Origin of the sequence: Roseibium litorale (genome assembly GCF_014842915.1) — a bacterium.
GTDB classification, from domain to species: domain Bacteria; phylum Pseudomonadota; class Alphaproteobacteria; order Rhizobiales; family Stappiaceae; genus Roseibium; species Roseibium litorale.
Map to the genome: position 1 here is coordinate 241,820 of NZ_JACYXI010000008.1, position 25,080 is coordinate 266,899.

The window sequence follows — 25,080 nt, forward strand, 5'->3', positions numbered from 1 at the left end:
GGAGAACCCAAGATGGCAAACAAGGCGGCAGAAAATCTTGATCCGGGAACGGAAGCCGTGAAGGACCCGTGGTGGCCAGATTTTCGGGTGAAATCGGTCGAGAGTTCCGTCTGGCAGATCGCTGTAATTTCCAGAAAGGGATTCGAGTGGGCCAGGTCGAAGGCCAGCTTTGAACTTTCAAGTGGCCGGAGCGAGGTGACGACAACTGACCTTACAAGTCTCAATCACCTTATCAGTAACGCACGCGATAACGGTTTGAGGGTTGAATATGTCGGCCCATTTCAGGTTTTCAGGCTGTGATTGCCGGATTTGAAAGACCGGACCATTAGGCTGTACCACTGCGAGCAGACGAGGATCGGAGGTCTTCCAGTTGAGCGATAACATCGTCATCGCTCAACTGGGTGAAATCATCGTAGAAATTGCCGATTGCACCGAAAACAACCGGTTCATCGATACAGATGACCTCATCAGCGAGCAGACGCAGTTCGCTAGCGGTATCGGCAGGCGCTACCGGTATGGCCACCACGATACGGCCCGGCTCTCGTTTCCTCAGTCCCTTGATTGCAGCCTTCATGGTTGCTCCGGTTGCCACTCCGTCATCAACGATGATGACGGTCTTGCCCGCGACATTCATTGGCAACCGTCCGGCGAGATAGATCCGGCGCCGCCGGTCGATCTCCGCGAGTTCCTTTTCGCAAACGGCGTTGAACTTCGTACCTGGGATCCATTCTTGCCGAATGACGTTTTCATTGCGCACGACGATTGGCGGCGAACCCTCCAGAATCGCGCCCATCGCCAGTTCCGGCTGTGAAGGGACACCTAGCTTTCGAACCAGCAGAAGGTCCAACGGTGCACCCAGATACCGGGCGATCTCGCAAGCGATGGGAACACCTCCGCGCGGTAATGCCAGCACAACGGCGTCTTTGCCGCGATAGGCGTTCAGTGCCCTTGCGAGCAGTCTTCCCGCCTCGGTGCGGTTCCGGAAAATCATGAGCCAGTCTCCGCGGTTATATAGTCCCTCAGAACCTCCGTGGTGGCTGAGCATCGAACCTTGACGGTGTTGACAAAGGCACTTGTTTTCGAGACATGGCCGCCCGACTTGAGGTCTGTCTCGGTGATCTCAAGGGTTGCCAGCGGAGATTTGCCACACTGGCGCTCCATTTGGCGGAACATATTCCGGGCTCCCCAGCCACCTTCCGTGCAGAAGAAAGCGATCTCGTGGAATTTATCTGCATTCGCTGCGATATAGCTGCGCATCGCGGGGGGCAGACAACCAACCCAGACCGGTGTTCCTAAAATGACGAGGTCATAAGTTTCGGGATCGCTGATGACAGGCTTCAGCTGCACCTTGTGTCTTAGGACCGCTCCAAGGCCTGCGGCCAGATAACCTCGCCACCGCCGTTCCACCAGCTGTTCCAGGTCCCCCTCAAGCCCGGTGGCAATCGCCCTTGCGACCCCGTACGTATGTCCGGTTCTTGAATAGAAGACGATCAGACACTTGGCCATGATGCCGGTCCCTTCTGTCCGTGTTCGGATGACAACTCAAAGAAGAGATTCCACCTGACTGAGGTAAGCCCTTAAGCAGCAGAGACCTTTCCGGTTCGATGAACAGGCAGCCCGCCGGCCGGGGAGCAGACTGCCAGACGACACTGCACGATGACGAGTAGCGGCTCCCGAAAAGGTCCGCTCATTCCGCCTTGATGCCGATCTTCTTTTCCTGGCTTCGGGCTTCTTTCGTTTTCGGCAGGGTGACAGTCAGAACACCTTTCGCGAATTTCGCATCGATCTTGTCGGTGTCGATACCGGCTGGTAGGGCGAAGCTGCGGTGGAACGAGCCATAGCGGCGCTCGGAAAGGTAATATTCCTTTTCGCGCTCTTCCTTTTCCTCGCTCTTTTCGCCCTTGATCGTCAGCGAACCGTTCGACAGTTTGATTTCGATGTCTTTTTCTTCCATGCCGGGCAATTCCGCACTGATCTCGTAGCCTTTTTCCTTTTCGACAAGGTCCATCGCCGGTGCAAAGTTCCACGCGTCCTGGCGTGGCCAGTCGAATTCCATGTCAAACAACGAGGGACGTGCGGTCCGCCGCCAGCCAAACGGGTGGAAATTGTCGAACAGACGGTCGATCTCACGATGGAGGTTTTCAAATGGAGACCAGCCGGTCTTAGGAGCAGGTGCGGTCTTTTCCTCGGTCTTCACCGGCAATTTGGTGGCTGCTTCGGCCATGGCTTTCACTCCTGGTTGATTGACGAACTGATACAGGTTGATGGCTGCAGTGCCCGCCGCTGATATCAGGCGCGGCCGGTCCGGGCATTCTCCGCAAGGCCGACCGCCTCATCCGGGAGCTGAGCCGAAAGACTGGCAAGCCGGCAAAAGACTGGCATGCCGGCAGGAGATCGGCAGATGCGTCCCGTAGAGAGTTCCATGAAAGCCGGTTCTTCTGGCGCTATCATTGACGGCCATCAATCCAAAAGCTTCGAAAGCTGCTAATCAGGTGTCATGCGTATCTTTGCCATGCACGGTTCAGAACTACTCGGGAAATCCGTCGCCAACGCTTCGGAAGCCGATCTTGCGGCTCACGAAGAACGGGAGTTCACCGGCGGCGAGCATAAGGCGCGCCCGCTCGTCAGCGTGCGAGGCGAGGCCGTTTATGTGATCCACAGTCTCAATGGAACGCCTGCGTCCTCCGTGAACGACAAACTGTGCCGGCTTCTGTTCTTCATTGCCGCCTGCCGTCAGAATGGTGCCAAGCACGTGACGGCGATCGTTCCCTATCTCGCCTATTCACGAAAGGACCGGCAGACCAAGGCGCGCGATCCTGTCACCACGCGCTATATCGCAACCCTGTTCGAGGCGGTCGGAACCGATCGCGTAATCACGCTCGATGTGCATAATGTTGCCGCCTTCCAGAACGCATTCCGTTGCGAGACCGTTCACCTGAGCGCGAAGCGGCTCTTTTGCCGAGCGATAGGACAGGCCGCCGGAGCCTCACAGGTGACAGTGTTTTCGCCCGACGGCGGTGGCATCAAGCGAGCGCAGCTTGTCAGGGAGCTTTTCGAAGCAGAAACGGGCGCGTCCGCCGGGTTCGGTTTCATGGAAAAGCGTCGCAGCCGCGGTAAGGTGTCCGGTGATCTCTTCGCGGGCGACGTCGAGGGACATGCGGTTTTCATTGTCGACGACATGATCGAGTCGGGTGGAACAATGCTCCGGGCCGCAGAAGCCTGCCGAGACCGTGGCGCACGCTCTGTTCACGTCATCGCAACGCATGGTCTGTTGGGTCCGGGTTCGCAGAACCTCCTTCAAAGCTCTCTGCTCACTGGCATCGTCCTGACAGACAGTGTCTCGTGCGCAGGCGAAACCGCGCGAGCTTATCCTGATGCCGCAATCAGTATCCTGCCCGTCGGTCCCCTGATCGCAGATGCCGTCAGACTTCTTGATGCGGGCGAGCCGATCTCTTCGCTTCTGGGCATGGAAGACTAAAGCTCTCCCGTTCGGCGAATGCCAGATAGCGCTTTGCATTCGGTATCCAGACCTGCTGATGACGCACCGGGCTTTCCGCCAGATGCAACAGACTGATACGGGCACGCAGCAGTGCGCGGAACACACCGTAAAGAGCCTGCAGCTCAATTGATGGCGGATGACCGAGCTTACCGGACAAGCGCCGCAGGAGAAAGGGCCGCACCCAGCCCGCGCCGAGGATGCCGCACTCCAGTCCCAGGTAGTTGACCTCATCATAGGGGTCGATAATACGCATTGAGCGATTGAACTCCAGGCAGTCGATGATCTGCAGCGGCCGCGCAAGAAAGACATGTTCGGGCCTAAGGTCGCCGTGCCCTTCTACCAGGAACCCATTTCTGCCCCGCCTTTCTATCTCCCGCCTTAGGATCGGCCACGCCAACGTCAGGCGGTCAAGCGGCCCGTGCACATGGGATGCCAGGCCAAAAGCCGGCTGCAGCAGGATCTTGCGGTTCTCGTTATGCTCCTTTTCCAGGTGAGCGAGATACTCGGCAGAAGACACGGTGCCGTCCGCTCCGATGGCATAAAACTCACACAAGATATCCGCTAGATGCCCGGCTTCACGGCGTGTCAACCGATCGCCGAGAATACGGCGTTCCAGAGAGCTCTCCTCGGGAAGACGGTTCATGACGACGAGCCAGTCGACTATGCGGCCCGTTCCGTCCAGAGCCAGCTGGCCGAGGGCATTGGCGCGCAGGGCTTGTATTCGCTTGTAGGTATTCGCCGCGAGCCTGCGGTTGAGCTGAAGCTCCTCCCCGCAGATCTGGTACCGTTTTTTCAGGGTGCTAAAGTCAAGAAACGGGTATCTGACCGGCTTTTTCAGCTTATAGACCTCGGTGTCCGTCAAGAACACCCAGGCCATATGCGTTTCCACCGCTTCGACAGACCGGGTCTTTCCGCGATAAGCGTCTACCGTGGAGAGGAATGCGACTTTTCTCTCCAGCGAAACCATGGATCAGTTAGACAGGAATCTGTGGACGCTGCCATCGGCAATCAGGGTTCTGGTAGCACCGCCAAAGACCCATTCCCGAAGCCGGCTGTGACCGAAGCCGCCCGCGACGATCAGATCTGCCTTCATGGCATGTGCTGTCCCGAGCAGGGTATCGCCCACATGGCTGGACGACAACAGGATCTCGGAACGTACCTTGACCCCGTGCTTCATCAGATAGCGCACCACGTCTGCGATGCTTTCTTTCACCTCATCATTGAGCGAGGCTTCGACAGACGCCAGCAAGACATCCGACGCACGTCTGAGCAACGGCAGCGCGTCGATGACCGCGCGGCGCGCTTCGCGCGTATTCTTCCAGCCGATCAGAATCCTGTCGGCTGAAAACGAGGATTTATCGCCGCCTGCCAGCAGAACAGGGCGGCCAGATGAAAGCACCAGGCTCCCGGTATCGACGTTTCGGAAATCGTTACTCTGAAGATCCTCTTCCAAACGGCCGCTAACGATTAGGTCGGCGGCGCGGGCATGTTTTGTCAAGAGACCTGTTGGATCGCCGACAAGCCCGCGCCAGGTGGCACGCTCGCTATCTCCGGTCACTTGCTCGAACCGGTCGCGAAGCATCGTGAGATGCCGGTTGATATCGTCCGTCTGTTGGACGAGAAATTGCGCCTCGAACCCGCCATCGCCGTCCACGGGGGCCGGCATGTAGGTGTTACAGGCACAAAAGCCGATGAGATCCGCCTCGAATTCCTCGGCCATCTGCCACGCTATTTGAATGCGCTGGTCGGAGGGGTCGTCAATATCGAGATGAACCATAAGGACATTGTAATTCATCAAGTTTCCTTTCAGCTGTCCGACTGTATCCAGGCCGCCTTCGGCTTAGCTCGCCACTCATGCCATCATGTCGGGTTCCGGAAGCCGGTCTCTCACGGGTTCAGGCAGTTCGGTCATCGTCGCTTCGGTCAGCAGCAAGACGCCCGAGACCGAGATCGCGTTTTCGAGCGCGACCCTGATGACCTTCGTCGGGTCGACGATGCCGCTTTCCATAAGGTCCACGTATTCGTTTCTGGCGGCATCAAACCCTGTATCGTTCTTGGCATCCCGCATCCGGGCGATCACGACACCGCCGTCGACCGCGGAGTTCTCAGCAATCTGGCGCGTCGGTGCTTCCAGAGCCTTACGGAGGATCCTGACGCCGGTCCGCTCGTCGCCCTCGCATTGTGTCTCTTCACTTTCCACTGCGGATATGCATCTCAGAAGGGCCATTCCGCCTCCCGGCACGATCCCTTCGGCGATGGCCGCCTTGGTCGCACTGATGGCGTCGTCGAGGGCTTCCTTGCGGGCTTTCATTTCAGATTCCGTCGGAGCCCCAACACGAATGACCGCAACGCCGCCAGAGAGCTTGGCCAGCCTTTCCTGCAGTTTTTCCCGGTCGTAATCGCTGGTCGACTTCTCGATCTCGTGGCGGATCTGTTCGACCCGCGCCTCGATGGCCGCGCTCGCACCGTCTCCACCGATGATAGTGGTCGTTTCCTTGTCGATTAAGACTCTTTTCGCGTGCCCCAGTTCCGCCGGTGTCACGTTTTCGAGCTTCAAACCCAGGTCTTCGGATATCACCTGGGCGCCAGTGAGCACAGCAATGTCCTGCAGCATCATCTTGCGCCGGTCGCCAAACCCAGGAGCCTTTACGGCGCAGCTGCGGAAGGTGCCCCGGATCTGATTGACGATCAGCGTTGCCAGAGCGTCGCGTTCCACATCCTCCGCGACAACGAGTAGTGGCGCTCCGGTCTTTGCGACCGCTTCCAGCAACCCGACCAGGTCGTTGACGGCACTTATCTTCCTGTCAACCAGCAGGATCGAGACATCCTCCAGGACGGCCTCCATCTTGTCGGCATTCGTGACGAAATATGGTGACAGATAACCCCGGTCGAACTGCATTCCCTCGACGACATCGAGAACGGTCTCAGTCGTTCTGGATTCTTCGACGGTAATGACGCCTTCATTGCCAACCTTCTCCATAGCAGCACCAACAAGTTCTCCAATAATCGGGTCGTTGTGCGCGGAGATGGTCGCGACCTGTTCCTTTTCCCGTCTGGTTTTTACCGGCCTTGAAATCGCTTTCAGGGCTATGATGGCGGCTGCGCCCGCCCGGTCGAGGCCCCTCCTGAGTTCGATCGCGCTGGCCCCGGCAACAACATTCTTCAGTCCCTCCGAGAAGATGACATGGGCCAGAATGGTGGACGTGCTCGTACCGTCGCCCACCATCTCGCCCGTCTTTTCTGCAGCCTGGCGCAACATGCGCGCGCCGAGGTTTTCTTCCGGGTCCTGAAGGTCGAATTCCTTCGCGATCGTTACGCCGTCATTGCAGACGATCGGAGCGCCCCATTTGCGTTCGATCAGAACCGATTTGGAGCGTGGACCGAGGGTTATCCGGACCGCATCTGCGAGCTGCGAAGCTCCCTTCAGGATTTTCTCCCGGGCGGCCGAACGGAAAAGTACTTTCTTATGACCCATTTGAGTTACCTTTCGCAACATCTTCCGATTTGCGGAAGTCGAGAGCATTCGGCACACAAAGTTCGGACGAACAGCGGAACTCTATTGAGCCAGTTCCTGCAATTGCACCTCGCCTGAGTGCTGCAGGCCAATTGAACATTTCCGGATCAGGGTCCGGGCAGGATGGGAACCAGATCCCCTTTGCACTTTTTGGCTTCCAAAGCGTCCCATCTTGCAGAAGTCCAGATCTCCGGCGCCGGAAATGTCGATCAGGCGGCGCCTGTCCGTGATTTCGAACCGGCTGGGAGACAAAATGCGGAGAATTGACTTGTCGGCCATCGAGTGAACCGTCCGGCTGATCGTTTCAACGGTGGTTGAGAGAAATGCAGCGATGTCCCGCCGGCTGATCGGGACATTGATATACCGGCTGGGTTCTGACCCCGACGGCACGGCGGTGGATGAGGGTTGGCGATGGTTGAGAAAGAGAAAGAAACTGGCGATGCGCTCCGCGACGCTTTGACCACCCAGGATGATCATCCAGTCCCTTGCCATGTCCAATTGGTTAAGGGCGGACAGAAACATCCGGTGCTCTAATTCGGGATGGCGGCTGAGCAGGTGCTCCAGGGTTCCCTTGTTGAAACAGCAAAGGGTTGTGTCGCTTGCTGCTTCGATGGCAAACGGCACTGTTTCCGAGAAAGGCCGCCCGAATGTGTCGCCAGCCATCAAAAGACCAACAATTTGCTGATGACCGTCCCGCGAAGTTCGTTGCATCCGCAAGGCACCGCGAACAACAGTTCCGACAAGGAATGAATATTCTCCCTCCCGTACGATAGTTTCACCGGCACGCAGCACGCGGCGTTGCGCATACCGATCAAGCTCTGTCTGCAAATCCCGGTTCGAGACTGAACAGAACGCCGTCGAGCGGACTATGCAGTTGTTGCATGTTGAAAGAGATCTGAGGTTACAGCGGACTGACATGCGTCTTTCCCCAAAAAACCTGGGCCGCCCAAAATGGCGGCAAGCAGTTCACTTGCCTCCGAATGGAGACGGTTCGCTACGGAGTTTCAGCGCATTCCAATTCATTGTTTGTGGCGGATCAGGCGTTGGCCGGTCAGGCTTTTTGTTGCGAGCCCGACCCGAATGCCTACTGCTTCTTTTGCAGAGGAGTCTCTATGACATCTTCGCCGGGAGCACCGGATGAACGTTGCTTATCTGCTGCATCTGCAAAGTTCGGATTTTTCCGCACACCTTGAAACACCCCTCGCGAGCTTTAAGCTGCAAAGGCACTTTCGTTTCAATCTAGCATAGAATTTTTAACGGCTTCATTGACTTTTATCAAACAACTTCTCACCAATACGCCCGTACGCTTGTCAAATCCTGCCTTCGTCCAATGCACGGCGAAGCTTGCGGATGAGGACAGCGCGGGATTTATCATCTTCGATCATGCGCAATTGCTCATTGATGTCCAAGATGAGTTTGGTCACTTCATTGTGCCAATCAAGGTGGGCAACCTGTTCCAGCGCAAGACGGGGCAGGATGCCCTCACTCACGGCAACGGCACCGCCCGGCGTCAGCTCGTAACAGGCATCAAGGCACGGCATGAGAACCTTCTCTTCTCCCAAGAGCCTACGCACTTCCGCCGCCAATTCGCCCATGGCCTCTTCTTCGCCATGCACCAGAAAGACTCCTTTATGGACCGGCTGACGTTCCTTGATCCAGCCCAGCAGCTCGGTCTTGTCCGCATGACCTGAGTATTGGTCGATCGAGCGGATCCTCGCCCGCACCGCGATGTCCTCGCCCTGAATGCGGACATTTTGAGCACCTTCCAGAAGGATCCGCCCCAGCGTACCCTGTGCCTGAAAGCCTACGATCAGGACCGTTGCCGCTTCCCGCCAGAGCCAGTTCTTCAAGCGGTGACGGATACGGCCAGCCTCGCACATGCCGCTGGCTGCGATCACGATATGAAAGCCGCGGACCCGGTCCAGCGCCTTACTCTGCTCCGCCGTTTGGGAAAAATGCAGATTGCGCGAGTTCAGCCCCTGAAGGAATTTAGCTTCCTGCTCCAACTCCTGCGCATGACGGGCAAAGACCTGCGTCGCCTGTATGGCCAAAGGACTGTCGATATAGACCGGAATGGGCGGCAATTCGCCGTCCGCCATCAGTTGCCCCAGATCGCTCAAAAGCTCCTGGGCCCGTTCAACGGCAAAGGACGGAATGATCAGCGCACCGCCGAGCTTGTTGGCCTCGCGCACCTCGTGAGCAAGGATTTTCCTGCGCTGCTTTGGCTCAACATCTTTGCGCTCGCGGTCGCCGTAAGTGGACTCGCAGAAGAGATAGTCGATATTGACAGGGCCTTCGGGGTCGGGATGCAGCAACTTGAAGTCCGGACCGATGTCACCGGAGAACAGCAGGCGCATTGGCTTCTCCGTCTCGCTCTGGACCTCGATCTCAACCGAGGCTGATCCGAGCATATGACCGGCGTTCCAGAAGCGGGCGCGAATGCCGGGCAGAACCTCGACCCAGCGACCATAGCGGGTTGATCTGAGTTGATCGACCGTGCGCCGGACATCCATTTCGTCATAGATGGGCGAGACGCTGCCGCGGCGTTTTTTTGACGCCCTGCGATTGTACTGAAAGACCTCGATCTCCTGGATGTGGGCACTGTCGAGCAGCATGACCTCTACCAGGTCGCAGGTTGCCGTGGTTGCATAAATCTCACCACGAAACCCATGTTTGACCAGCTTCGGCAAAAGGCCGGAATGATCGATATGCGCATGCGTCAGCAGAACCGCGTCGATGTCGCCCGGACGGAATGGAAACGGCTTGTAATTAAGCTCTTTCTCGGTCTTGGCCCCCTGAAACATCCCGCAATCGATCAGGATCGTTCCCGCCTCCGTTTCCAACTTGAAGCAGGAACCAGTGACACCCCGGGCCGCACCGTGAAATCTGATCTTGGGGTAGTTCATTTAATGTTCTTATGTCTGCAGTTTCTGGTTGCCACACTCTATCTCGCGTTTCGAAAATGAGAGAAGCGATTTTTGCCGCCGGCGGTCCTACACCTCAAAGTAGAAGATCTGAGACCGGAGTTTCTTCCAATTTAGTGCAGACTCCTTTGGCTTATTTTGGGCCTCATACGGCGTGTGTTTGCAACGTCATTTTCGATACGAATTCGCAGGGCGCCTTGTTTAGGAAACCTGGAATTGCCGACAAGGGGAGGCGGCCCAGAAGTCGACATATCGGGTACCCCAAATCGAGCACCACGTTTGAAAAAAGGTACGAAAGAGACACTTGCGTGTGTGTGAGGCGTTTGCACTCGCAAAACCTGAACAAGATCCGGAAAATTCAGGTGGCCTCAGTGCGAGAGAAATAAAGGAATGGTGGTCTGCTCCAGCATTTCCCGCGTGGTGCCACCCAGAATATTCTCCCGAAGGCGCGAATGGCCATAAGCTCCCATTACGATAAGGTCGACACCCAGTTCACGCGCACTGTCCTGCAGGGCGCAGGAAACTGGCCTGTCCGCGGACACCACGCTCTGAACGGTGATCTTGAGACCATGACGTGCCAATACCGTCGCGATATCGCTTCCCGGATCCTCGCCGTGATCATTGTCGCCGACAACCGGATCAACCATCAAAAGCGTGATTTCCTCAGCGGTTTGCAGAAACGGCAAGGCCTCGGAAACCGCGCGTGCGGCCTCTCGACGAGAATTCCAGGCAATGGCCACGCGCGCGCCCGTGCGGTCTGCCTTGAACCCATTGGGAATGAACAGAACGGGTCGGCCGGAATCGAAAAGGGCGCCGTCAATAGCATTCTTTTCCATCGTGCTGAGCTCTTTCTCCGCAGAGCGGAGCAAAACCGCTAAGTCGCAATAGATAGCATGGCGGGCAACAAGATCGTCCTCGTGGGCGGCAGTAGACAAGCTTGGCCGCACATCGAAAGAAATGCCTTCCCGCGAAAGCCGTTCTTCAATCCGTGCAGCAAAGGCCGTCAGCTCTGCTTTTTGCTGATCGCACTCCTTTGCCCAAATCTCGATGTAACCGTGTGCGCCAGAGCCGTAGAAGGGAAGATTCGGAACTTCGCCAACGGGGAGGAGGGTGAGGTGAGCTTCGAAGGCTCTTGCGATGGCAATGGCCATTTCGATGGTATCCGCGGAGATCCCGAGTTCCGCAACGGCGAGTATCGTCTTGAAGGACATTTTTCCAGCTCCCGGTCGACCTTATGCCCGCCGTCCACTCGAACGTGCCAGGACTTCATATTGGCCTGGAGACCGGCGAAGGCACAAGCTGGTGGTGACTACGTAGCAACTTGGCATGGTAATCCGGGGCGTGTGTGGATGCCCCGGTTTTGCAAGCTGTTTTTTTTGACGTTTTAGCTGGGCTTCAATCGGTCGTGTGTCAGGCCTCACAATGTGGCATGTCTGACGCCACGGGCCGGTATGCTGTTCGGAAGGCAAGGCCCACATCGGTTCAGAGAGCTATGACGCTCGAGCCTCGGGACTGGGTGTCCCCGCCTTGAACTTTGAAGTCCGTGTCGCTTACTCCGTCGGTCGATCACCTTGCCCCGGCCTTGCGGCCATGCCGTTTCCCCTGTCGTCGCAGATAGGGGGCACGCCATTCTGTAATTCTCTCCTTTTGTCGTCATGGCCCAAATCATGCGCGCCATTTTGTTGGCCAATGCGACTGCCGCCACCATTCTCGGCTCGCGGGCAACGAGATTTGCCAGCCAGCAATTTGCGCTGCCGCCTTTGCGCACGACCCATCGGATCACGCTCATGGCTCCAACGATCAGCAACTTGCGGATGTCGCACTGACCCATCTTGCTTACAGCTCCAAGCCGGGCTTTGCCTCCAGTCGATCTCTGTCGCGGGACCAGGCCCAGCCAGGCGGCAAAATTTCGCCCGCTCTCGAATGTCTCAAGTTCCGGCGCAAAGGCAGCGATCGCGCCGGCGGTCACCGGACCGATCCCGGGTACGGTGCGCAGGCGCCGCAGTTCCTCATCTGTCTTGGATGCGCTTTCGAGATCATCGGCCAGTTGTTCAACGACTTCGGTCAGCTCACAGATCTGTCTCAGGTAGAGGGCGCCCATCTCGCATACCGGGTCAGGCAGATCGTTCTCGAGATCGGTCAGTGCCTGCTCCAAAAGCTTCAGGCTTGCAGGACCCTTGGGTGCTACCACCCCAAATTCGGCCAAGTGACCCCTGAGCGCATTGATCAACTGCGTTCTCTGCCGAACAACGCACTGATGCGTCCTGAAGGCCACTGCGCGGCCCTGATTCTCAACGGTCTTCACGGCAACAAAACGCATGCCGGGACGGTACGCGGCTTCGGCGATCGCCTCGGCGTCTGCCCGGTCATTCTTCTGTCGTTTTACGAACAGCTTCACATAGGCCGCCGGAATAAGACGCGCCTCATGCCCATATGACTGGGCCACACGCCCCCAGTGATGGGACGTGGCACAAGCTTCCATCGCTACAATGCAACGCTTCTGTTCCGAGAGCAGCTGGGAAAGCCGACGCCGCGACACCGACTTATTGAAAACAACAGCACCGTCCCCCTTGACGCCGCAAACCTGAAAACTGCCCTTGGCAAGATCAATCGCCAATATGGTAACTCTGTCATGGATGCCTCCACCGCTCTGGTTCCTACGAAACCATTTTGGCACATTCGATGCCGTCGGGTGGGGGCATCCACCGCATCAGTTCATTGGCGGCATTGCACCCGCTCAGAAACTGAAAATAGCCGCGTGAATTCTGCCGCTGAACCCCGTTAAAACAGGGAGAACCACCCTAAATATGAGTCAATGACAAATGCACTTTCTATTACACATCTTCCAACCAACGCATGTAGCTTTCCGTTCCGCCGTTGCGGGTGTCTGCCAATACCGCTTCTTGATCGATCCCGGCAACGGCTGACGATGTCAGCACTTGCTGCAGAGCATCGCGCACGAGTTCAGCCTGGCCTGACATGAGATTGCAGGGATCGAGTTGAAAGTAGCCCTTTTCGGTTTCGTGGCCACGCACGACAATGGGCGGGTCGTAGCGTCCGAACGCAACGGCGTATTGGGCTGCGTTTGCACCAGCGATCGCAGGGTTGACGTGAACTTCCAGACGTTCCAGAGGATTTCCAGTCGGGTCCGCAATGCGTCTGGCATCAAATCCCGGCAAGCCGTCAAGCACTTTCTTCCACATTTCCAATGCGGCGGTTTCTGCGGCACGGACGGCGTCATGATCGCGCTCGAGCCACTGAGCCATTGCCTCGATGGCGCCGGCAATACTTTCCTTGCCGATCTTCATTCCCCGGCCGATACCGATGTTTTGCAAGTAAGCGGCCCGCACGAGATCCTTGCGCCCGGCGACGATACCTGACGTCGGACCACCCATGAATTTGTGACCGGAGTAAATGGCTATGTCCGCGCCGGCAGCAATGAAGCCCTCCAACTCGTATTCCGATGCCGCATCGACGATCACCGGAACACCCTTGGCATGCGCGATCCCGCAAAAGCGCTTCAGCGGGATCATGCCGTAGTCGACGACATGATGCGATATTACGTAGAGCGCGGCGGCAGCTCCCTCATCAAGGGCGGCCTCAAGCTGATAGTCCTTTGCCAGTGTGGATTGACCGACAATACGCACATGACCGCCAACCAGTTCAATGGCCTGGGAAACCGGCGCACCATATTCGCACAGATGGCCCATCTGCACCGCCACCCCGGATTTGGGGCCCGGATTGCACGGCAGGTCTTCCGCCCGGGCAGGGTCGAGACCCGTCATGCAGCCGGCGACAGCAAGGGAGATCCCCGCGCTTGCCGATGCGGTCAAAAATCCGGCTTCCGCGCCGGTCAGCTGCGAAATCAGACCGGACGCTTTGGCTTGCAATTCGTGCATGCGCGCAAAGCGCGGCATGGCATCTGCGGTTGCTTTCGCCACGCGCTGGCTTGCGATCGAGCCCCCCAGCGAGGTCATTGTCCCGCAAACATTGACGACACGGCTTATTCCCATGGAATCATGCCATGACCAGTCGATGCCGTAGTCTTTACGCTGAGATTGATTTTCGCCCATGATTTTTCCCTCTGCTCTTGCGAGCACTTCCATTATTGTGGCACAGAGACCACTCTTTGGGCCCCTGAAATGAGATGATGTTATGGATATGGAAGTCCCTCGCAGGACCCGCACCAGCGCACTGACGCGGAACCTTCAAATACTTGATATCCTGACTGAAAGACTCGTTCCCATGACAGCTTACGAGCTGGCAAAAGCCAGTGGGGCACCGGCTTCGACCGTTTATAAACTCATCGACGAGTTGGCGGAGTGTTCGATGCTGAGCCGGACCGCCGATGGCAGGGTCTGGCTGGGTCCGCGCCTCATGCGTTATGGTCTCGCTTACCGCACGCGCATGAACGCCTTTACCGAAGCGCGCCGCGCGATGATGGAACTGAATGAGCGTACTGGTGAGATGATTCAGATCTGCACCCGTGACGAAGGCCAGATGAGCGTCATCGACATGGCGGAAGGTTCGGGAGCCTTTCGTGTGACCTCCGACGTGGGCACACGGGTTCCTTTGAACTGGACAGCCTCGGGACGCCTTCTGGTTGGTCATCTTCCCGAGGCCGAGCGTTTGGCGATCTTCAAGGCCTGTGCCAAACCTTCGCATACGGGACTTGCGGAAACGGACCCGGTGAAACTGGCAAAGATGTCGAGAGAGGCCTTTCTTGAGGGCCTCTCGGTTCAGATCGACACTTCCGAGGAGTCCGTTGCCTGCATTGCTGCCCCGATCCGCGACCCGGAGGGCGCATGCCTGATGACCCTCTCGGTTGTCATGCCCAAGCACCGGGTTGCCGACAGATTCGAGAGCATTGCTACGGAAGTTCGCAATGCGGCGCGATCTGTCGAACGGGCTTTGGGTAATCATTAGTTTTCCCAGCAGGAGACTTGGTGAAGGGCATCGTCAGAAAGCTCGAATATCGCCTCGATTTCCACGGTGATCTGGTTCGGAAGAGAACTGACACCGAATGCCGACCGTGCGTGACCCCGTTTGTCGTCGAAGACACGTGCAAGTATATTGGACGCGCCATCTATCACGTGAGGATGGTGTTCGAATTCCGGTGTGGCATTGACCAATCCCAGGAGTTTGACCACTCCACTGACGTGATCCAGAGAACCGAGAAACTGCCTTAGTGCCGCAATAATGTTGAGCGCAACCAGCTCGGCGTGATCTCTCGCCTCTTCGGCCGTGACATCGCCGCCAACCTTGCCTTTCAGCAAGCTGCCGTCCGGCAGGACAGGCCCCTGACCGGACACATAAAGCATGTTGCCCGAACGCCGCACATTCTTGAACGTGCCGATTGGCGAAGGCGGGTTATCAGGGAGAAGACGGCCGAGTGCCTTCAAACGTGTTTCAGGCGTTCCGGCGCGTAATTCAGTTGTCATTTAATACCTCGATTTTCTTGCAGTAGCTGACATGACCTTCAGCAACGGCAACGGGATGGGGCAGGCCATCAGCACAATCCGCGTCGGCAAATTTGCATCGCGTTCTGAAGACGCAGCCCGATGGTGGATTGAGCGGAGAGGGAATATCGCCCTGAAGAAGCTCACGTGACCGCTTGGCGCGGGGGTCAGGCAACGGGATCGCGGAGTTAAGCGCTCGTGTATACGGGTGCATGGCCTTTTGATAAACGGCCCGTGACGGCCCAATTTCCATTAGGCGTCCCAGATAGAGCACGGCAATCTGATCGCAGAGGTATTCGACGACCGACAGGTCGTGCGCAATGAAAAGCATGGTCAGGTTCCGCTTTTCACGCAAATCCAGCAGAAGGTTGAGCACTTGTGCCTGGATCGAAACATCGAGCGCCGAGACGCTTTCATCCGCAACAATGAATTCCGGCTCCAGCGCCAATGCACGTGCGATGCCGATACGCTGGCGCTGACCTCCGGAAAATTCATGAGGAAAGCGGTTCAGGTGGTCACCTGAAAGCCCGACTTCTTCCAGAAGAGCAGCAGCACGATCACGGCGCTCGCGCCGATTGCAGATGCCGAATGCCTTCAAGCCTTCACCGATGAGATCCGCGATCCGCAGTCGCGGGTTGAGCGAGGACATCGGGTCTTGAAAGATGATCTGCATCCTGCGGCGCATTTGGCGCATTTGCCCGGCACCGAGCGTATTCAGATCGGTGCCGTCGAAAATGGTCTGGCCACGGGTTGGTTCGACAAGCCGCAGCAGACTGCGCCCAAGCGTTGTTTTGCCCGAGCCGCTTTCGCCGACGAGACCTGTGATGGACCCGCGCGGGATATCGAAACTGATATCTTCCAGCGCGTGAACAGGGCCGCCGGAGGTTTCGAATATCTTCGTCAGACCGCGGATTTGCAGAAGCGGCTCACTCATCAAACCAGCTCCTGTTCCAGAAGGCAGGCTGCCAAATGCCCCGGGGCTTTCGTCTGCAACGAGACAGGCTTCTTGCACGCCGGCATGGCATAGGCACACCTAGGCTCGAACGCGCAGCCCTCCGGTAACGCAATGAGTGGTGGAACGGATCCCGGAATTGACTTGAGCCGCTCGCCTTCCGGGCGGTTCGGACCGGGAATCGAGCCGAGAAGGCCACGTGCATAAGGATGCCTTGTATGGTCGAAAAGATCATTAACCGGGGCCTGTTCGACCACACTGCCCGCATACATGACCGCGACATCGTCAGCCATCTCGGCCACCACGCCCATATCGTGCGTGATGAAGAGGATCGACATCTGGCGCTCACGTTGGAGCCGCCGCATCAGATCGAGAATTTGGGCCTGAATGGTCACATCCAATGCGGTTGTTGGTTCATCGGCAATGAGGAAGGCCGGATTGCAGATCATTGCCATGGCGATCATCACCCGCTGGCGCATGCCTCCGGACAATTCGTGCGGATAGGTATCGGCACGTTTAGCAGCGCCGGGGATCTCGACCATTTCCAGCATTTCAACGACGCGTCTGCGCCTATCGGCGGCATCCATGTTTTCATGCAGAAGAAGCATTTCGCCGATTTGATCGCCGATCGTGAAAAGCGGATTGAGCGACGACATGGGCTCCTGAAAGATCATGGCAATCTCGGATCCGCGAATATTTCGAAAATCGCGGGCGGACAGTTTTGCCAGATCGACCGTCTTTCCCGACCTGCCCCGGAAGGACAACTCACCGGACAGAATGCGGCCCGCCGGTGGCAGCAGCCCCATCAGCGCAAGCGAGGTCACTGACTTGCCGGAACCGCTTTCGCCAACGAGTGCCAGTGTACGGCCTCGCGCGATCTCGAAACTGACATCCCGCAAGGCCGTGACTTGCCCGGATCCATTACCAAAGCCGACGCACAATCCGTCGACCTTCAGGATCGCGCTGCCTTCCATTACGGAAGCCTCCGGCTCGCCACTTGCATATCAGCGCCGAGTATCGTTGCGCGTGGCTCGAAGACCTTGTCCATCACCATCTTGTTGCCCTGACTGTCGAGCACTTCGATATCGGTGTCTTCCAGATCGAAGACGGTGAAGTCGGCTCGCATGCCGGCCGTCAAGCCATCTCTGCCGGAAAGACCGAGGATCGACCGCGGTGCGGCACAACTAGCCTGGACGACGTCTTCAAATGGCAGGCCGACTGCCAGCAGTTTCGACATTGTCGTCGCCAGATCGTAGACGGGCGATTCAATGGAAACCTTATGCAGATCGGTGGAAATGGAGAACGGGCGCAACCCGTCGGCGATGGACGCGCGCGCCGTCTCGAAATTGAACGACGCCCCGCCATGGCCGATATCCATGCGGATACCTCTGTCGGACAGGTTCTTCGCCATGGCGAAGAGTGCAGGCGTATCGCGGATGGAGCCTGCAGGTTTGCCGTTGAAGCAATGGGTGACGATGTCCCCCTCCGTGAGGATATCGAATACCTCATCGATCAGGGGGGGCGGCTCGCCGACATGAACCATCAGCGGAAAATTGGTCATTTCCGCAACGCGCTTGGCGATCTTGGCCGGTGTGATGCCCCAGCTGCCGACGATCACGCCCGAGGCGCGTACCTTGATGCCGCAGATGACATCCCGGTTTTTTTCCACGACCTCAAGCGTTCTGTCGATATCGATGGATCGCCAGTCGATGAGTTCCGGCACACGGTTGCAGGCAACAAGACCGATCGAACCGATATTGAGGAATGCCTTGATGGTTTCTGCATGCGGATCGATGACATATTCCCTGAGGCCGTGGAAGTTTGCCTCGCCTGCCGATCCGGCATCGGCCATGGCCGTCACCCCCGTGGCGCGGCCGGCCTCGCTGGCTCTGATCGAAATATCAGTCCCGCCATGCCAGACGTGGACATGCAGGTCACACCAACCCGGAGACAGATAAGCCCCGTTCAGATCTACCTGACGTGTGCTCGCGGGAGCGTTGTCGAGCAGCGTTCCATCATCGGCAATATGGATGGAAGCAGGGGCGCTGTCGAAGCCGACCGCGCTGAAATTGGTCAGGGTAAGCGCCATTCAGGTCTCCTTGTTGAGTTTGGGGTCCAGTGCATCGCGCAGACCGTCGCCGACCAGCTGGAGCGAGAGGACGGAAAGGGCGATTGCGATGCCGGGGAAGAGAATGAGAAAGAAGGCATTGTCGATATACTGCCGTCCCTCGTTGACCATCGCGCCCCACGTGGGGGTGGACGGATCAACGCCGACGCCCAGAAAGGTCAGGCCCGCTTCGGCCAGCATCGCATAGGCGAAGATGAAGGTTGCCTGAACCAGAATGGGGGACAGGATATTGCGCAGGACGTGCGTGACCATGATCGTCAGCGTGCTGGAGCCAAGCGCGCGCGCCGCCTCCACATAAGGCAATTCACGGACGACCAGTGTCGAGGCGCGCACGATGCGGGCAACCCGGGGCGTGTAAACGATGGAAAGCGCCAGGATCACATTCCCAACGGTTCCGCCGAAAATGGCCACTAGCGAAAGAGCGAGCAGGATATCGGGAAACGCCATCATGGCATCGATCAAACGCGACAGCGGTGTGTCGAGCCGACGGAAAAAGCCGGCGGCCAGACCGATGACGATTCCGGCCAGGGATGACAGGATCGCCACGACAAGACCGATCTGAAGCGAGGTCTGGCCCGCAACGAGAAGGCGGCCGAGGACATCGCGCCCGAACGCGTCCGCTCCCAGAAAATACTCGGCGCCCGGCGGCGTGAGCCTGTTGCGCACGGACATCTTGCCGATGGCGGTGAGATCGAGCGCGGGCAGAAGGAAGCACGCCAGGACGATCAGGACGAAACAGGCGAGCGCGATCACCGTCGAACGGCGCGCCATGAGCACGACGCGAAAGCCAGGCGGCTGATGGATCGAGGGTACGGACGCCATCAGTATTTCACCCGCTTGTCGATGAAGAAATAGAGAAGGTCGGTGGCCAGGTTGATCAGCACATAGATGGAAGCGACAACAATCAATGTGCCCTGAATGACGGGGTAATCACGGCGGAGAACGGCGTTGACGACCAGATTGCCCATGCCGGGCAGATTGAAGACGCGTTCCGTGACCACTGCACCCGACACCAGAAGGGCGAAGGTCAGACCGACAACGGTGATGATCGGAATGCCGGCATTTTTCAAAGCGTGCCGCAAGACAACACGTGTTTCCGGCATCCCCTTGGCCCGGGCGGTGCGTACATAGTCTTCCCCCAAGATGTCCAGCATGGACGCGCGGGTGAATCGCAGGATCAACGCCGAGTTGGTAATGCCCAAAGTAATGGACGGCAGAATGAGATGCTCGAGCCGTACCCAAAGGTCAGCATCGGGACCGCCATAACCGGCGGTCGGAAACCAGCCGAGATTGGTCGCCAGAACGCGCTGGAAGACCAGTCCGGTCAGAAAACTCGGTATGGAAGCTGCCAGCATCGCCGATGTGACGGAGCTCTGGTCGAGAAGGGAGCCGCGTTTGTAGGCCGCGTAGATTCCGATCGGGGTCGCGATGAAGAGCGCGAAAAACAGCGACATCAGCGCGAGAAAAATCGTCGGTTCCGCACGGTCCGCCAGAATAGAGATCACGGGACGGTTGAAGAACAGCGACTCGCCCAGATCGCCCTTCAGTGCGTTGCCGACGAATTTCACATATTGCAGGATGATCGGCTGATCGAGACCGAGCCGTGTGCGTAGGTCCGCGGCTTCCTGAGGTGTTGCATCCGGGCCCAGCATCAGGGCAGCCGGATCGCCGGGGGCAAGCCTGACGAGCACGAAGGCGATCGTCAGAACGAGGATGATCACAACGAACATCCCGACAATACGCCGAAGAAGATACTTTGCCATGGAACCCTGCTGAACAGCGACTATGCGGTGCCTGACTGCGCCAGAGAGTGCTGGCGCAGCCCGTTTCACAAACGATTATTTGGAGACCTGGGCATTCCAGAAAGCCGGCCACGGCGACGGGTCGACGCCTGTCAGCCCCTTTGCCTTGCCCTGAAGGGCGTTGAAGTCGCCGACCTTGATGAAGCCGACATCCTCCAGAACGATCTTCTGCAACTCGCCGAAAATCGCTTTGCGCTTTTCCGGGTCGCTTTCGGAGGTGAACCGGTCGAGGATTTCGTTCTTGGCAGGATTGTCCCAGCCTTCCCGCGCGGTCGAGAACAGGCTGGAAATCAACGCCGGCTCCGGCAGGAAAGGCGAGTGCGTGATGTAGATATCCCAAAGGTCGGGATTGTTGCGGTTCTGGGCGAGCGTCGCCCAGTCGACAACATCAAGCTGAACTTTCATACCAGCCGCTTCCAGCCCCGCCTTCGCAACTTCGGCCATCTGATAATGGAACTCGTACTGATGCGAAGTCAGGATACGCAGCGGAGATCCGTCGTACCCGGCAGCTTTGAGATATTCCGCAGCCTTTTCCTGGTCGTTCTGATTATAGAGCTCCACACCGGCATCACTGTGCCATGTCCAGCCTTCCGGATAGAGCGCGCCGTCGGTCTTGAAGAACTTCTCGTTACCGAAGCCCGCAAAGAGCATGTCGTCGAAGGGCAGAGCAGCCTGAACAGCCTTGCGGATGTTCAGGTCTGTCATGATGCCCTTCTTGTGGTTCACGGCAAAGACTGGCCAGCCGAAGGGTTTCAGGAGCACCGGCTCTGCAACGTCCGAGGCTTCCAGACGGTCGTAGGTTTCCGTCGAAAGTCCGTCGGCATAGTCATATTGACCGGAGAGCAGGCCTTCGGCGCGCGTGTTGCCGTCGGGGACCGGGATCAGCCGGATTTCGTCGGGAATCTGTTTCCGCTCGGCCGCGCCGGTGGGCTGTGTGTAGCCGTCGAAACGGACAAGTTGCGTATACCGGTCAGGCTCGTGAGCCTCGATCTTGTAAGGGCCCGTGCCGATGATCGTGCCGATCTCTGGGGCGATGATCTCTTCGGGATAGACGACTGCTGCGGAGTTGGAGAAGGCGAGAAGCGACAGGAGCGGCGCATAGGGCTCCTTCATCGTGATCGTCACTTCGTAGGGGCCTGATGCCTCCACGCCTGCCACCTTGTCGGCAACCGATTTCCCCCGGCTCGAAACCTCCAGCCAGCGCTGAAGGGATGCGACCGCATCGGCACTGTCCATAGAAGAGCCGTCATGGAAGGTGACGCCCTCGCGCAGCGGGATCTTGTAGACGAGACCGTCGCCGCTGATGTCAGGCATGCCCGCAGCCAGCAGCGGTACAACGGCCCAGCTGTCGTCGAATGTGTAGAGTGTTTCGACAAAGTGCTGTGTGACGATGCTGACGACATCTTTGGTCGAGACCATCGGATCGAAAGTATCAGGCTCGCCGATAATGGCCACGTTGACCGTTCCGGCAGCCAGAACAGGAGAAACTGATAGCATCAGCGCGCTGGACAGCGCGAACAGAGTTTTGCGGACAGACATCGGAAGTTCCCCATATTTCATTATTGTGGAGTATGCTCCACTGTTATTACTATGGATCCTGTTTCCAATGATTGTCAACGGAGGGATTGACCGGAGCTTTCACATTGATTTTTCATCAGTTGAATTTCGGTAGTTGATTGGCTTGAAGATCACGGCTCCAACTTACAAAAAATCCTCGCTTTCCAATCGAGGTTATCGGCAGGGCCGTTCGGCTTTATTTCAGGTTCAACGTCAGCCTGCGGGAGGTCGAGCCATGATGTTCGAGCGGGGTATCTTGTTTCCTATGAAACGATCAGACGATGGTGCCGAACGCACGGCGACGATTATGCGCGCCGCTTGTGACGGAAGTCGCCTCAGCGGGCGACATCTGGCACCTCGACGGGCTCGTCCAGAGCCGCCGCAACACCAAGCCGCCAAGCGATTGCTGATCCGGCTTCTGAAAAAGCAGGGCATGGCGCCGAAGCGCATGATCACAGACAAACTCAGATCTTATGGAGCAGCCAAACGCCAAGTCATGCCTGCGGTCGAACATTGCTCGCACAAAGGCTTGAACAACCGGGCGGAAAATTCCCATGTGCCGTTCCCAAAACGGGAGCGAACGCAGCAAGGCTGTATCCATCCGGTGGGCACCACAGCTCGTTCGTTTTCGATCCACATTCAAACGGCAGAAGGCGTCATTTTCCTGAGAGGTAAGGAACCTGCTTAAGGCAACGTCCAAACTAGGCCGTGCCACACTTTGTCATCTTCAATGGGCAGTAAAAAGTCTAGCGATGGTTTTCGAACGAGGCCGATCCGGGCCATAACTGCTTGAGATCGAAGGTTTTCCGGGCCTGTGTAGGAGAGGATATCAGCGAGACTTGCTTCCTTTGCGACGTGTGAGAGCGCCGCCTTGGCGCTTTCAGTGGCGTACCCCTGTCCCCAGGCACTTTTTTTGAACCTCCAGCCTATTTCGTGGTGCGGGCCGAGTGGATGCTCGGTGGACATACGTGGCATCACACCTGCGTAGCCCAAAAAGAGGCCGTTACGATCTTCAACGGCCCACCGGGCGATGCCATGTTCGATTTCAGCCCTGCGATAGCGCTCGAACTTCTCCTTACTCATATTTATTGTGACCGGTCCTCCTAGATCTGCCATGACCGTGGGATCGCAGTGCATGTCTGCAAAGGCTTCAAAATGTTCGTCTTGCCAATGGCGAAGAATTAAACGCTCGGTTTCAATCATGACACCGGTGCCGCAGCCAGAGTACGCGGTTCCCAGTTCCAGGGCAGCAGTTCTTCGACCCTGGACACGGGCGTTTCGGCGATGCGGGCGAGGACATCGGCAAGCCAGGCTTGAGGATCGATGTTGTTGAGCTTTGCCGTGTTGAGCAGTGTCGCCATGAAGGCGGCGCGATCGGCTCCACGATCCGATCCGGCGAACAGCCATGACTTCCTTCCGAGGGCAAAGCCGCGCAGTGCCCGTTCGGCCGCATTATTCGTCAGGCAGATCCGGCCGTCGTGAAGGAAGGTGGTGAAGCCGTCCCAACGCTTGAGCATGTAATCAATCGCCTCGGCAACCGAGGAGCTGCGCGACAGCTTGCTCCGCTCGGCACGCAGCCATTCCTCAAGACCTTCGGCAAGAGGAACGCTGTCCCTGCGCCGCCGCTCCAGGCGTTCGCCGGCGGAGAGCCCGTTGATCTCGCGCTCGATGTCGAACAGGGCATCAATGCGCTTGACCGCCTCCAGTGCAATCGGTGAGATCGGTGCGGCGTTCTTCCTGCGCCTGGCGTTGGCGGCGATGTCGGCAAGCACGAAGAACTTGCGGCGCGCATGTGATCAACACAGCGCCTGGGTCAGCGGACCAGGATCACGGTTCACCTTGAACAGCGGATTGTAACCGCTGTAGGCGTCGGCTTGCAGAATACCGGTGAAGCTCTTCAGATGGCGCTCGGGATGTTCCTGGCGCCGGTTGCGAGAGGCATAGTAAAGGGCCGCTGGCGGTGATTGCCCGCCGAACGGTCGATCGTCGCGGACATAGGTCCAGATGCGGCCGGTATCGGTCTTGCCCTTGGCGAGGATGGGCACGGTGGTATCGTCACCGTGCAGGCGTTCAGCACCGAGCACATGCGCCTCAATCAGCGAATGGACCGGCTTGAGAGCCGCCGCGCAGGCGCCGACCTGGTCGGCCAGCGTCGACAGGCTGAGATCGATGCCCTCGCGCGAGTAGCGCTCGCTCTGCCGGTTCAGCGGCTGATGTTGTGCAAACTTCTCGAAGAGGATCATTGCCAGGAGGTTAGGACCGGCAAAGCCGCGCGGCGTCACATGGAACGGAGCCGGTGGCTGGGTGATCTTCTCGCACTCCCGGCAGGTAAACTTCTCCCGCACGGTCTGGATCACCTTCCACTGGCGCGGGATCACTTCCAGCGTCTCGGTGACGTCCTCACCGAGCTTGGCCAGCTTCGCAGATCCGCAGCATGGACAGCTCTCCGGTGCGGCAACAACCACACGTTCGCGCGGCAGATGCTCCGGAAACGGTTTCTTTGACGGGCGCCTGCGTTCAAACGCTTTGACGGTCGATGATCGTGCCGAGACCTCTGCCGCCAGTTCGTCCTGGGCAGCATCGGCTTCCAGCTCTTCGAGCTGCAATTCCAACTGTTCCAGAAGACGGGCCTTGCGCTCCGAACGGTGTCCATGGATCTCCCGCTTGAGCTTCTCGATCTCCAGCTTCAGCCGGGCGATCAGGGCTTCCGAATGCGAGTTCACTGCCTGGGCACGGGCCGCGAGTGCCTCAGCTTCACGGCGAGCTGCGCGCTCTGCGAGGATCATCGCATGCGCACTGGCAAGGTCGTCGGGAAGGTGTTCGGCCGCATCGAGCATGGCGGGATGGAATCATATTCGTACCCACCATGCCAGCGCTTTCCACTATCCGGCCGAGCTCGGCCGCCAGGTTTTTTGCGGCATCCGCCAATCGATACCTTCCAGCAGATAACCGAGTTGAGCTGGGGTGATGGATACCGTCCCGTCCGCGGCCGATGGCCAGATAAATCGTCCGCGTTCCAGCTTCTTCGTGAACAGGCAGGCCCCTTGTCCATCGTGCCAAATCACCTTGATCAAACCTCCGCTCCGACCGCGGAAGACAAACAGGTGGCCGCTCATAGGATCCTGCCTCAGTGTCTCTTGAACCATCAGCGACAGCCCGGGAAATCCTCTGCGCATATCCGTGTGGCCCGTCGCAAGCCAGACCTTCACGCCGCTCGGGACCGGGATCATCGCCGCTCCAGAAGA

At 58.0% G+C, this 25,080-nt stretch carries 22 protein-coding genes and 3 pseudogenes; 4 read left to right on the forward strand and 21 right to left on the reverse strand.

The window, feature by feature from the left end:
- Positions 1-12 precede the first annotated feature (12 nt).
- Complete coding sequence (locus IG616_RS14120; RefSeq protein ID WP_192148799.1) at positions 13-300, forward strand: hypothetical protein; 288 nt, start codon at positions 13-15, stop codon at positions 298-300.
- A 25-nt stretch (positions 301-325) separates the two neighbouring features.
- On the opposite strand, the gene IG616_RS14125 is transcribed toward IG616_RS14120, so the two are convergent.
- The 3 genes from IG616_RS14125 to IG616_RS14135 form a co-directional block, all read right to left on the reverse strand.
- Positions 326-991, reverse strand: a complete 666-nt coding sequence (locus tag IG616_RS14125) for a phosphoribosyltransferase (protein WP_192148800.1) — start codon at positions 989-991, stop codon at positions 326-328.
- Positions 988-1,506, reverse strand: a complete 519-nt coding sequence (locus IG616_RS14130) for a flavodoxin family protein (protein ID WP_192148801.1) — start codon at positions 1,504-1,506, stop codon at positions 988-990. The genes IG616_RS14125 and IG616_RS14130 overlap by 4 nt, the downstream gene beginning before the upstream one ends.
- A gap of 181 nt (positions 1,507-1,687) precedes the next feature.
- A complete protein-coding gene (locus IG616_RS14135) occupies positions 1,688-2,224 on the reverse strand; it encodes an Hsp20/alpha crystallin family protein (protein ID WP_192148802.1) in 537 nt (178 codons plus the stop codon).
- Positions 2,225-2,497: 273 nt separating this feature from the next.
- Between IG616_RS14135 and IG616_RS14140 the strand changes: the two genes are divergently transcribed.
- Positions 2,498-3,478, forward strand: a complete 981-nt coding sequence (locus tag IG616_RS14140; RefSeq protein ID WP_192148803.1) for a ribose-phosphate diphosphokinase — start codon at positions 2,498-2,500, stop codon at positions 3,476-3,478.
- Here the strand turns inward: IG616_RS14140 and IG616_RS14145 are convergent.
- The 8 genes and pseudogenes from IG616_RS14145 to IG616_RS14180 form a co-directional block, all read right to left on the reverse strand.
- Positions 3,423-4,376 (reverse strand): hypothetical protein, encoded by a 954-nt coding sequence (locus IG616_RS14145; protein WP_192148804.1) that lies wholly within the window; start codon positions 4,374-4,376, stop codon positions 3,423-3,425. The two genes, IG616_RS14140 and IG616_RS14145, sit on opposite strands and share 56 nt — an antisense overlap.
- Positions 4,377-4,469: 93 nt before the next feature.
- The gene (locus IG616_RS14150; protein ID WP_192148805.1) at positions 4,470-5,294 is read right to left on the reverse strand and encodes a universal stress protein; all 825 of its coding nucleotides are present in this window, start codon (positions 5,292-5,294) and stop codon (positions 4,470-4,472) included.
- A 57-nt stretch (positions 5,295-5,351) separates the two neighbouring features.
- A complete protein-coding gene (groL, locus tag IG616_RS14155; RefSeq protein ID WP_192148806.1) occupies positions 5,352-6,974 on the reverse strand; it encodes a chaperonin GroEL in 1,623 nt (540 codons plus the stop codon).
- Between the two features lie 81 nt (positions 6,975-7,055).
- Complete coding sequence (locus IG616_RS14160; RefSeq protein ID WP_246476233.1) at positions 7,056-7,841, reverse strand: Crp/Fnr family transcriptional regulator; 786 nt, start codon at positions 7,839-7,841, stop codon at positions 7,056-7,058.
- Between the two features lie 482 nt (positions 7,842-8,323).
- A complete protein-coding gene (locus IG616_RS14165) occupies positions 8,324-9,919 on the reverse strand; it encodes an MBL fold metallo-hydrolase RNA specificity domain-containing protein (protein WP_192148808.1) in 1,596 nt (531 codons plus the stop codon).
- Between the two features lie 386 nt (positions 9,920-10,305).
- A complete protein-coding gene (locus IG616_RS14170) occupies positions 10,306-11,148 on the reverse strand; it encodes a universal stress protein (protein ID WP_192148809.1) in 843 nt (280 codons plus the stop codon).
- A 407-nt stretch (positions 11,149-11,555) separates the two neighbouring features.
- Positions 11,556-12,575 (reverse strand): annotated as a pseudogene (locus tag IG616_RS14175) (IS110 family RNA-guided transposase); the annotation flags it as partial.
- A 196-nt stretch (positions 12,576-12,771) separates the two neighbouring features.
- On the reverse strand, positions 12,772-14,010 hold the full coding sequence (locus tag IG616_RS14180; RefSeq protein ID WP_192148810.1) for an aminotransferase class V-fold PLP-dependent enzyme: 1,239 nt from the start codon (positions 14,008-14,010) through the stop codon (positions 12,772-12,774).
- Positions 14,011-14,098: 88 nt separating this feature from the next.
- Between IG616_RS14180 and IG616_RS14185 the strand changes: the two genes are divergently transcribed.
- A complete protein-coding gene (locus IG616_RS14185) occupies positions 14,099-14,863 on the forward strand; it encodes an IclR family transcriptional regulator (RefSeq protein WP_192148833.1) in 765 nt (254 codons plus the stop codon).
- On the opposite strand, the gene IG616_RS14190 is transcribed toward IG616_RS14185, so the two are convergent.
- The 7 genes from IG616_RS14190 to IG616_RS14220 form a co-directional block, all read right to left on the reverse strand.
- Positions 14,860-15,378 (reverse strand): RidA family protein, encoded by a 519-nt coding sequence (locus IG616_RS14190; RefSeq protein ID WP_192148811.1) that lies wholly within the window; start codon positions 15,376-15,378, stop codon positions 14,860-14,862. The genes IG616_RS14185 and IG616_RS14190 overlap by 4 nt on opposite strands.
- A complete protein-coding gene (locus IG616_RS14195; RefSeq protein ID WP_209007507.1) occupies positions 15,368-16,333 on the reverse strand; it encodes an ABC transporter ATP-binding protein in 966 nt (321 codons plus the stop codon). Before IG616_RS14195 ends, IG616_RS14190 begins: the two co-directional genes overlap by 11 nt.
- Complete coding sequence (locus IG616_RS14200) at positions 16,330-17,322, reverse strand: ABC transporter ATP-binding protein (RefSeq protein WP_192148813.1); 993 nt, start codon at positions 17,320-17,322, stop codon at positions 16,330-16,332. Before IG616_RS14200 ends, IG616_RS14195 begins: the two co-directional genes overlap by 4 nt.
- Positions 17,322-18,437 carry an amidohydrolase/deacetylase family metallohydrolase gene (locus tag IG616_RS14205; protein ID WP_192148814.1) on the reverse strand — a complete coding sequence of 372 codons (1,116 nt, stop codon included), beginning with the start codon at positions 18,435-18,437 and terminating at the stop codon, positions 17,322-17,324. The genes IG616_RS14200 and IG616_RS14205 overlap by 1 nt, the downstream gene beginning before the upstream one ends.
- Positions 18,438-19,298, reverse strand: coding sequence for an ABC transporter permease (locus IG616_RS14210; RefSeq protein WP_192148815.1), 861 nt, complete (start codon positions 19,296-19,298; stop codon positions 18,438-18,440).
- Entirely contained in the window at positions 19,298-20,239 is a 942-nt protein-coding gene (locus IG616_RS14215) for an ABC transporter permease (RefSeq protein WP_192148816.1), read from the reverse strand. The genes IG616_RS14210 and IG616_RS14215 overlap by 1 nt, the downstream gene beginning before the upstream one ends.
- Positions 20,240-20,314: 75 nt before the next feature.
- Positions 20,315-21,817 (reverse strand): ABC transporter substrate-binding protein, encoded by a 1,503-nt coding sequence (locus IG616_RS14220; RefSeq protein ID WP_192148817.1) that lies wholly within the window; start codon positions 21,815-21,817, stop codon positions 20,315-20,317.
- A 185-nt stretch (positions 21,818-22,002) separates the two neighbouring features.
- On the opposite strand from IG616_RS14220, the pseudogene IG616_RS14225 reads away from it, so the two are divergent.
- A pseudogene (locus tag IG616_RS14225) lies at positions 22,003-22,469 on the forward strand (IS6 family transposase); the annotation flags it as partial.
- A gap of 50 nt (positions 22,470-22,519) precedes the next feature.
- Here the strand turns inward: IG616_RS14225 and IG616_RS14230 are convergent.
- The 3 genes and pseudogenes from IG616_RS14230 to tnpB all read right to left on the reverse strand — a co-directional run.
- The gene (locus tag IG616_RS14230; protein WP_192148818.1) at positions 22,520-23,038 is read right to left on the reverse strand and encodes a GNAT family N-acetyltransferase; all 519 of its coding nucleotides are present in this window, start codon (positions 23,036-23,038) and stop codon (positions 22,520-22,522) included.
- A pseudogene (gene tnpC, locus IG616_RS14235) lies at positions 23,035-24,672 on the reverse strand (IS66 family transposase). The gene IG616_RS14230 and the pseudogene tnpC overlap by 4 nt, the downstream one beginning before the upstream one ends.
- 45 nt (positions 24,673-24,717) lie before the next feature.
- The coding region (tnpB, locus tag IG616_RS14240) for an IS66 family insertion sequence element accessory protein TnpB (protein ID WP_343072374.1) at positions 24,718-25,080 on the reverse strand (363 nt) is incomplete at its 5' end.

What these genes read in the sequence shown, in the direction of transcription:
- IG616_RS14120 (WP_192148799.1), top strand. Translation starts at nt 13, where the DNA reads ATGGCAAACAAGGCGGCAGAAAATCTTGATCCGGGAACGGAAGCCGTG.
- IG616_RS14125 (WP_192148800.1), bottom strand. Translation starts at nt 991, where the DNA reads ATGATTTTCCGGAACCGCACCGAGGCGGGAAGACTGCTCGCAAGGGCA.
- IG616_RS14130 (WP_192148801.1), bottom strand. Translation starts at nt 1,506, where the DNA reads ATGGCCAAGTGTCTGATCGTCTTCTATTCAAGAACCGGACATACGTAC.
- IG616_RS14135 (WP_192148802.1), bottom strand. Translation starts at nt 2,224, where the DNA reads ATGGCCGAAGCAGCCACCAAATTGCCGGTGAAGACCGAGGAAAAGACC.
- IG616_RS14140 (WP_192148803.1), top strand. Translation starts at nt 2,498, where the DNA reads ATGCGTATCTTTGCCATGCACGGTTCAGAACTACTCGGGAAATCCGTC.
- IG616_RS14145 (WP_192148804.1), bottom strand. Translation starts at nt 4,376, where the DNA reads ATGGCCTGGGTGTTCTTGACGGACACCGAGGTCTATAAGCTGAAAAAG.
- IG616_RS14150 (WP_192148805.1), bottom strand. Translation starts at nt 5,294, where the DNA reads ATGAATTACAATGTCCTTATGGTTCATCTCGATATTGACGACCCCTCC.
- groL (WP_192148806.1), bottom strand. Translation starts at nt 6,974, where the DNA reads ATGGGTCATAAGAAAGTACTTTTCCGTTCGGCCGCCCGGGAGAAAATC.
- IG616_RS14165 (WP_192148808.1), bottom strand. Translation starts at nt 9,919, where the DNA reads ATGAACTACCCCAAGATCAGATTTCACGGTGCGGCCCGGGGTGTCACT.
- IG616_RS14170 (WP_192148809.1), bottom strand. Translation starts at nt 11,148, where the DNA reads ATGTCCTTCAAGACGATACTCGCCGTTGCGGAACTCGGGATCTCCGCG.
- IG616_RS14180 (WP_192148810.1), bottom strand. Translation starts at nt 14,010, where the DNA reads ATGGGCGAAAATCAATCTCAGCGTAAAGACTACGGCATCGACTGGTCA.
- IG616_RS14185 (WP_192148833.1), top strand. Translation starts at nt 14,099, where the DNA reads ATGGAAGTCCCTCGCAGGACCCGCACCAGCGCACTGACGCGGAACCTT.
- IG616_RS14190 (WP_192148811.1), bottom strand. Translation starts at nt 15,378, where the DNA reads ATGACAACTGAATTACGCGCCGGAACGCCTGAAACACGTTTGAAGGCA.
- IG616_RS14200 (WP_192148813.1), bottom strand. Translation starts at nt 17,322, where the DNA reads ATGGAAGGCAGCGCGATCCTGAAGGTCGACGGATTGTGCGTCGGCTTT.
- IG616_RS14205 (WP_192148814.1), bottom strand. Translation starts at nt 18,437, where the DNA reads ATGGCGCTTACCCTGACCAATTTCAGCGCGGTCGGCTTCGACAGCGCC.
- IG616_RS14210 (WP_192148815.1), bottom strand. Translation starts at nt 19,298, where the DNA reads ATGGCGTCCGTACCCTCGATCCATCAGCCGCCTGGCTTTCGCGTCGTG.
- IG616_RS14215 (WP_192148816.1), bottom strand. Translation starts at nt 20,239, where the DNA reads ATGGCAAAGTATCTTCTTCGGCGTATTGTCGGGATGTTCGTTGTGATC.
- IG616_RS14220 (WP_192148817.1), bottom strand. Translation starts at nt 21,817, where the DNA reads ATGTCTGTCCGCAAAACTCTGTTCGCGCTGTCCAGCGCGCTGATGCTA.
- IG616_RS14230 (WP_192148818.1), bottom strand. Translation starts at nt 23,038, where the DNA reads ATGATTGAAACCGAGCGTTTAATTCTTCGCCATTGGCAAGACGAACAT.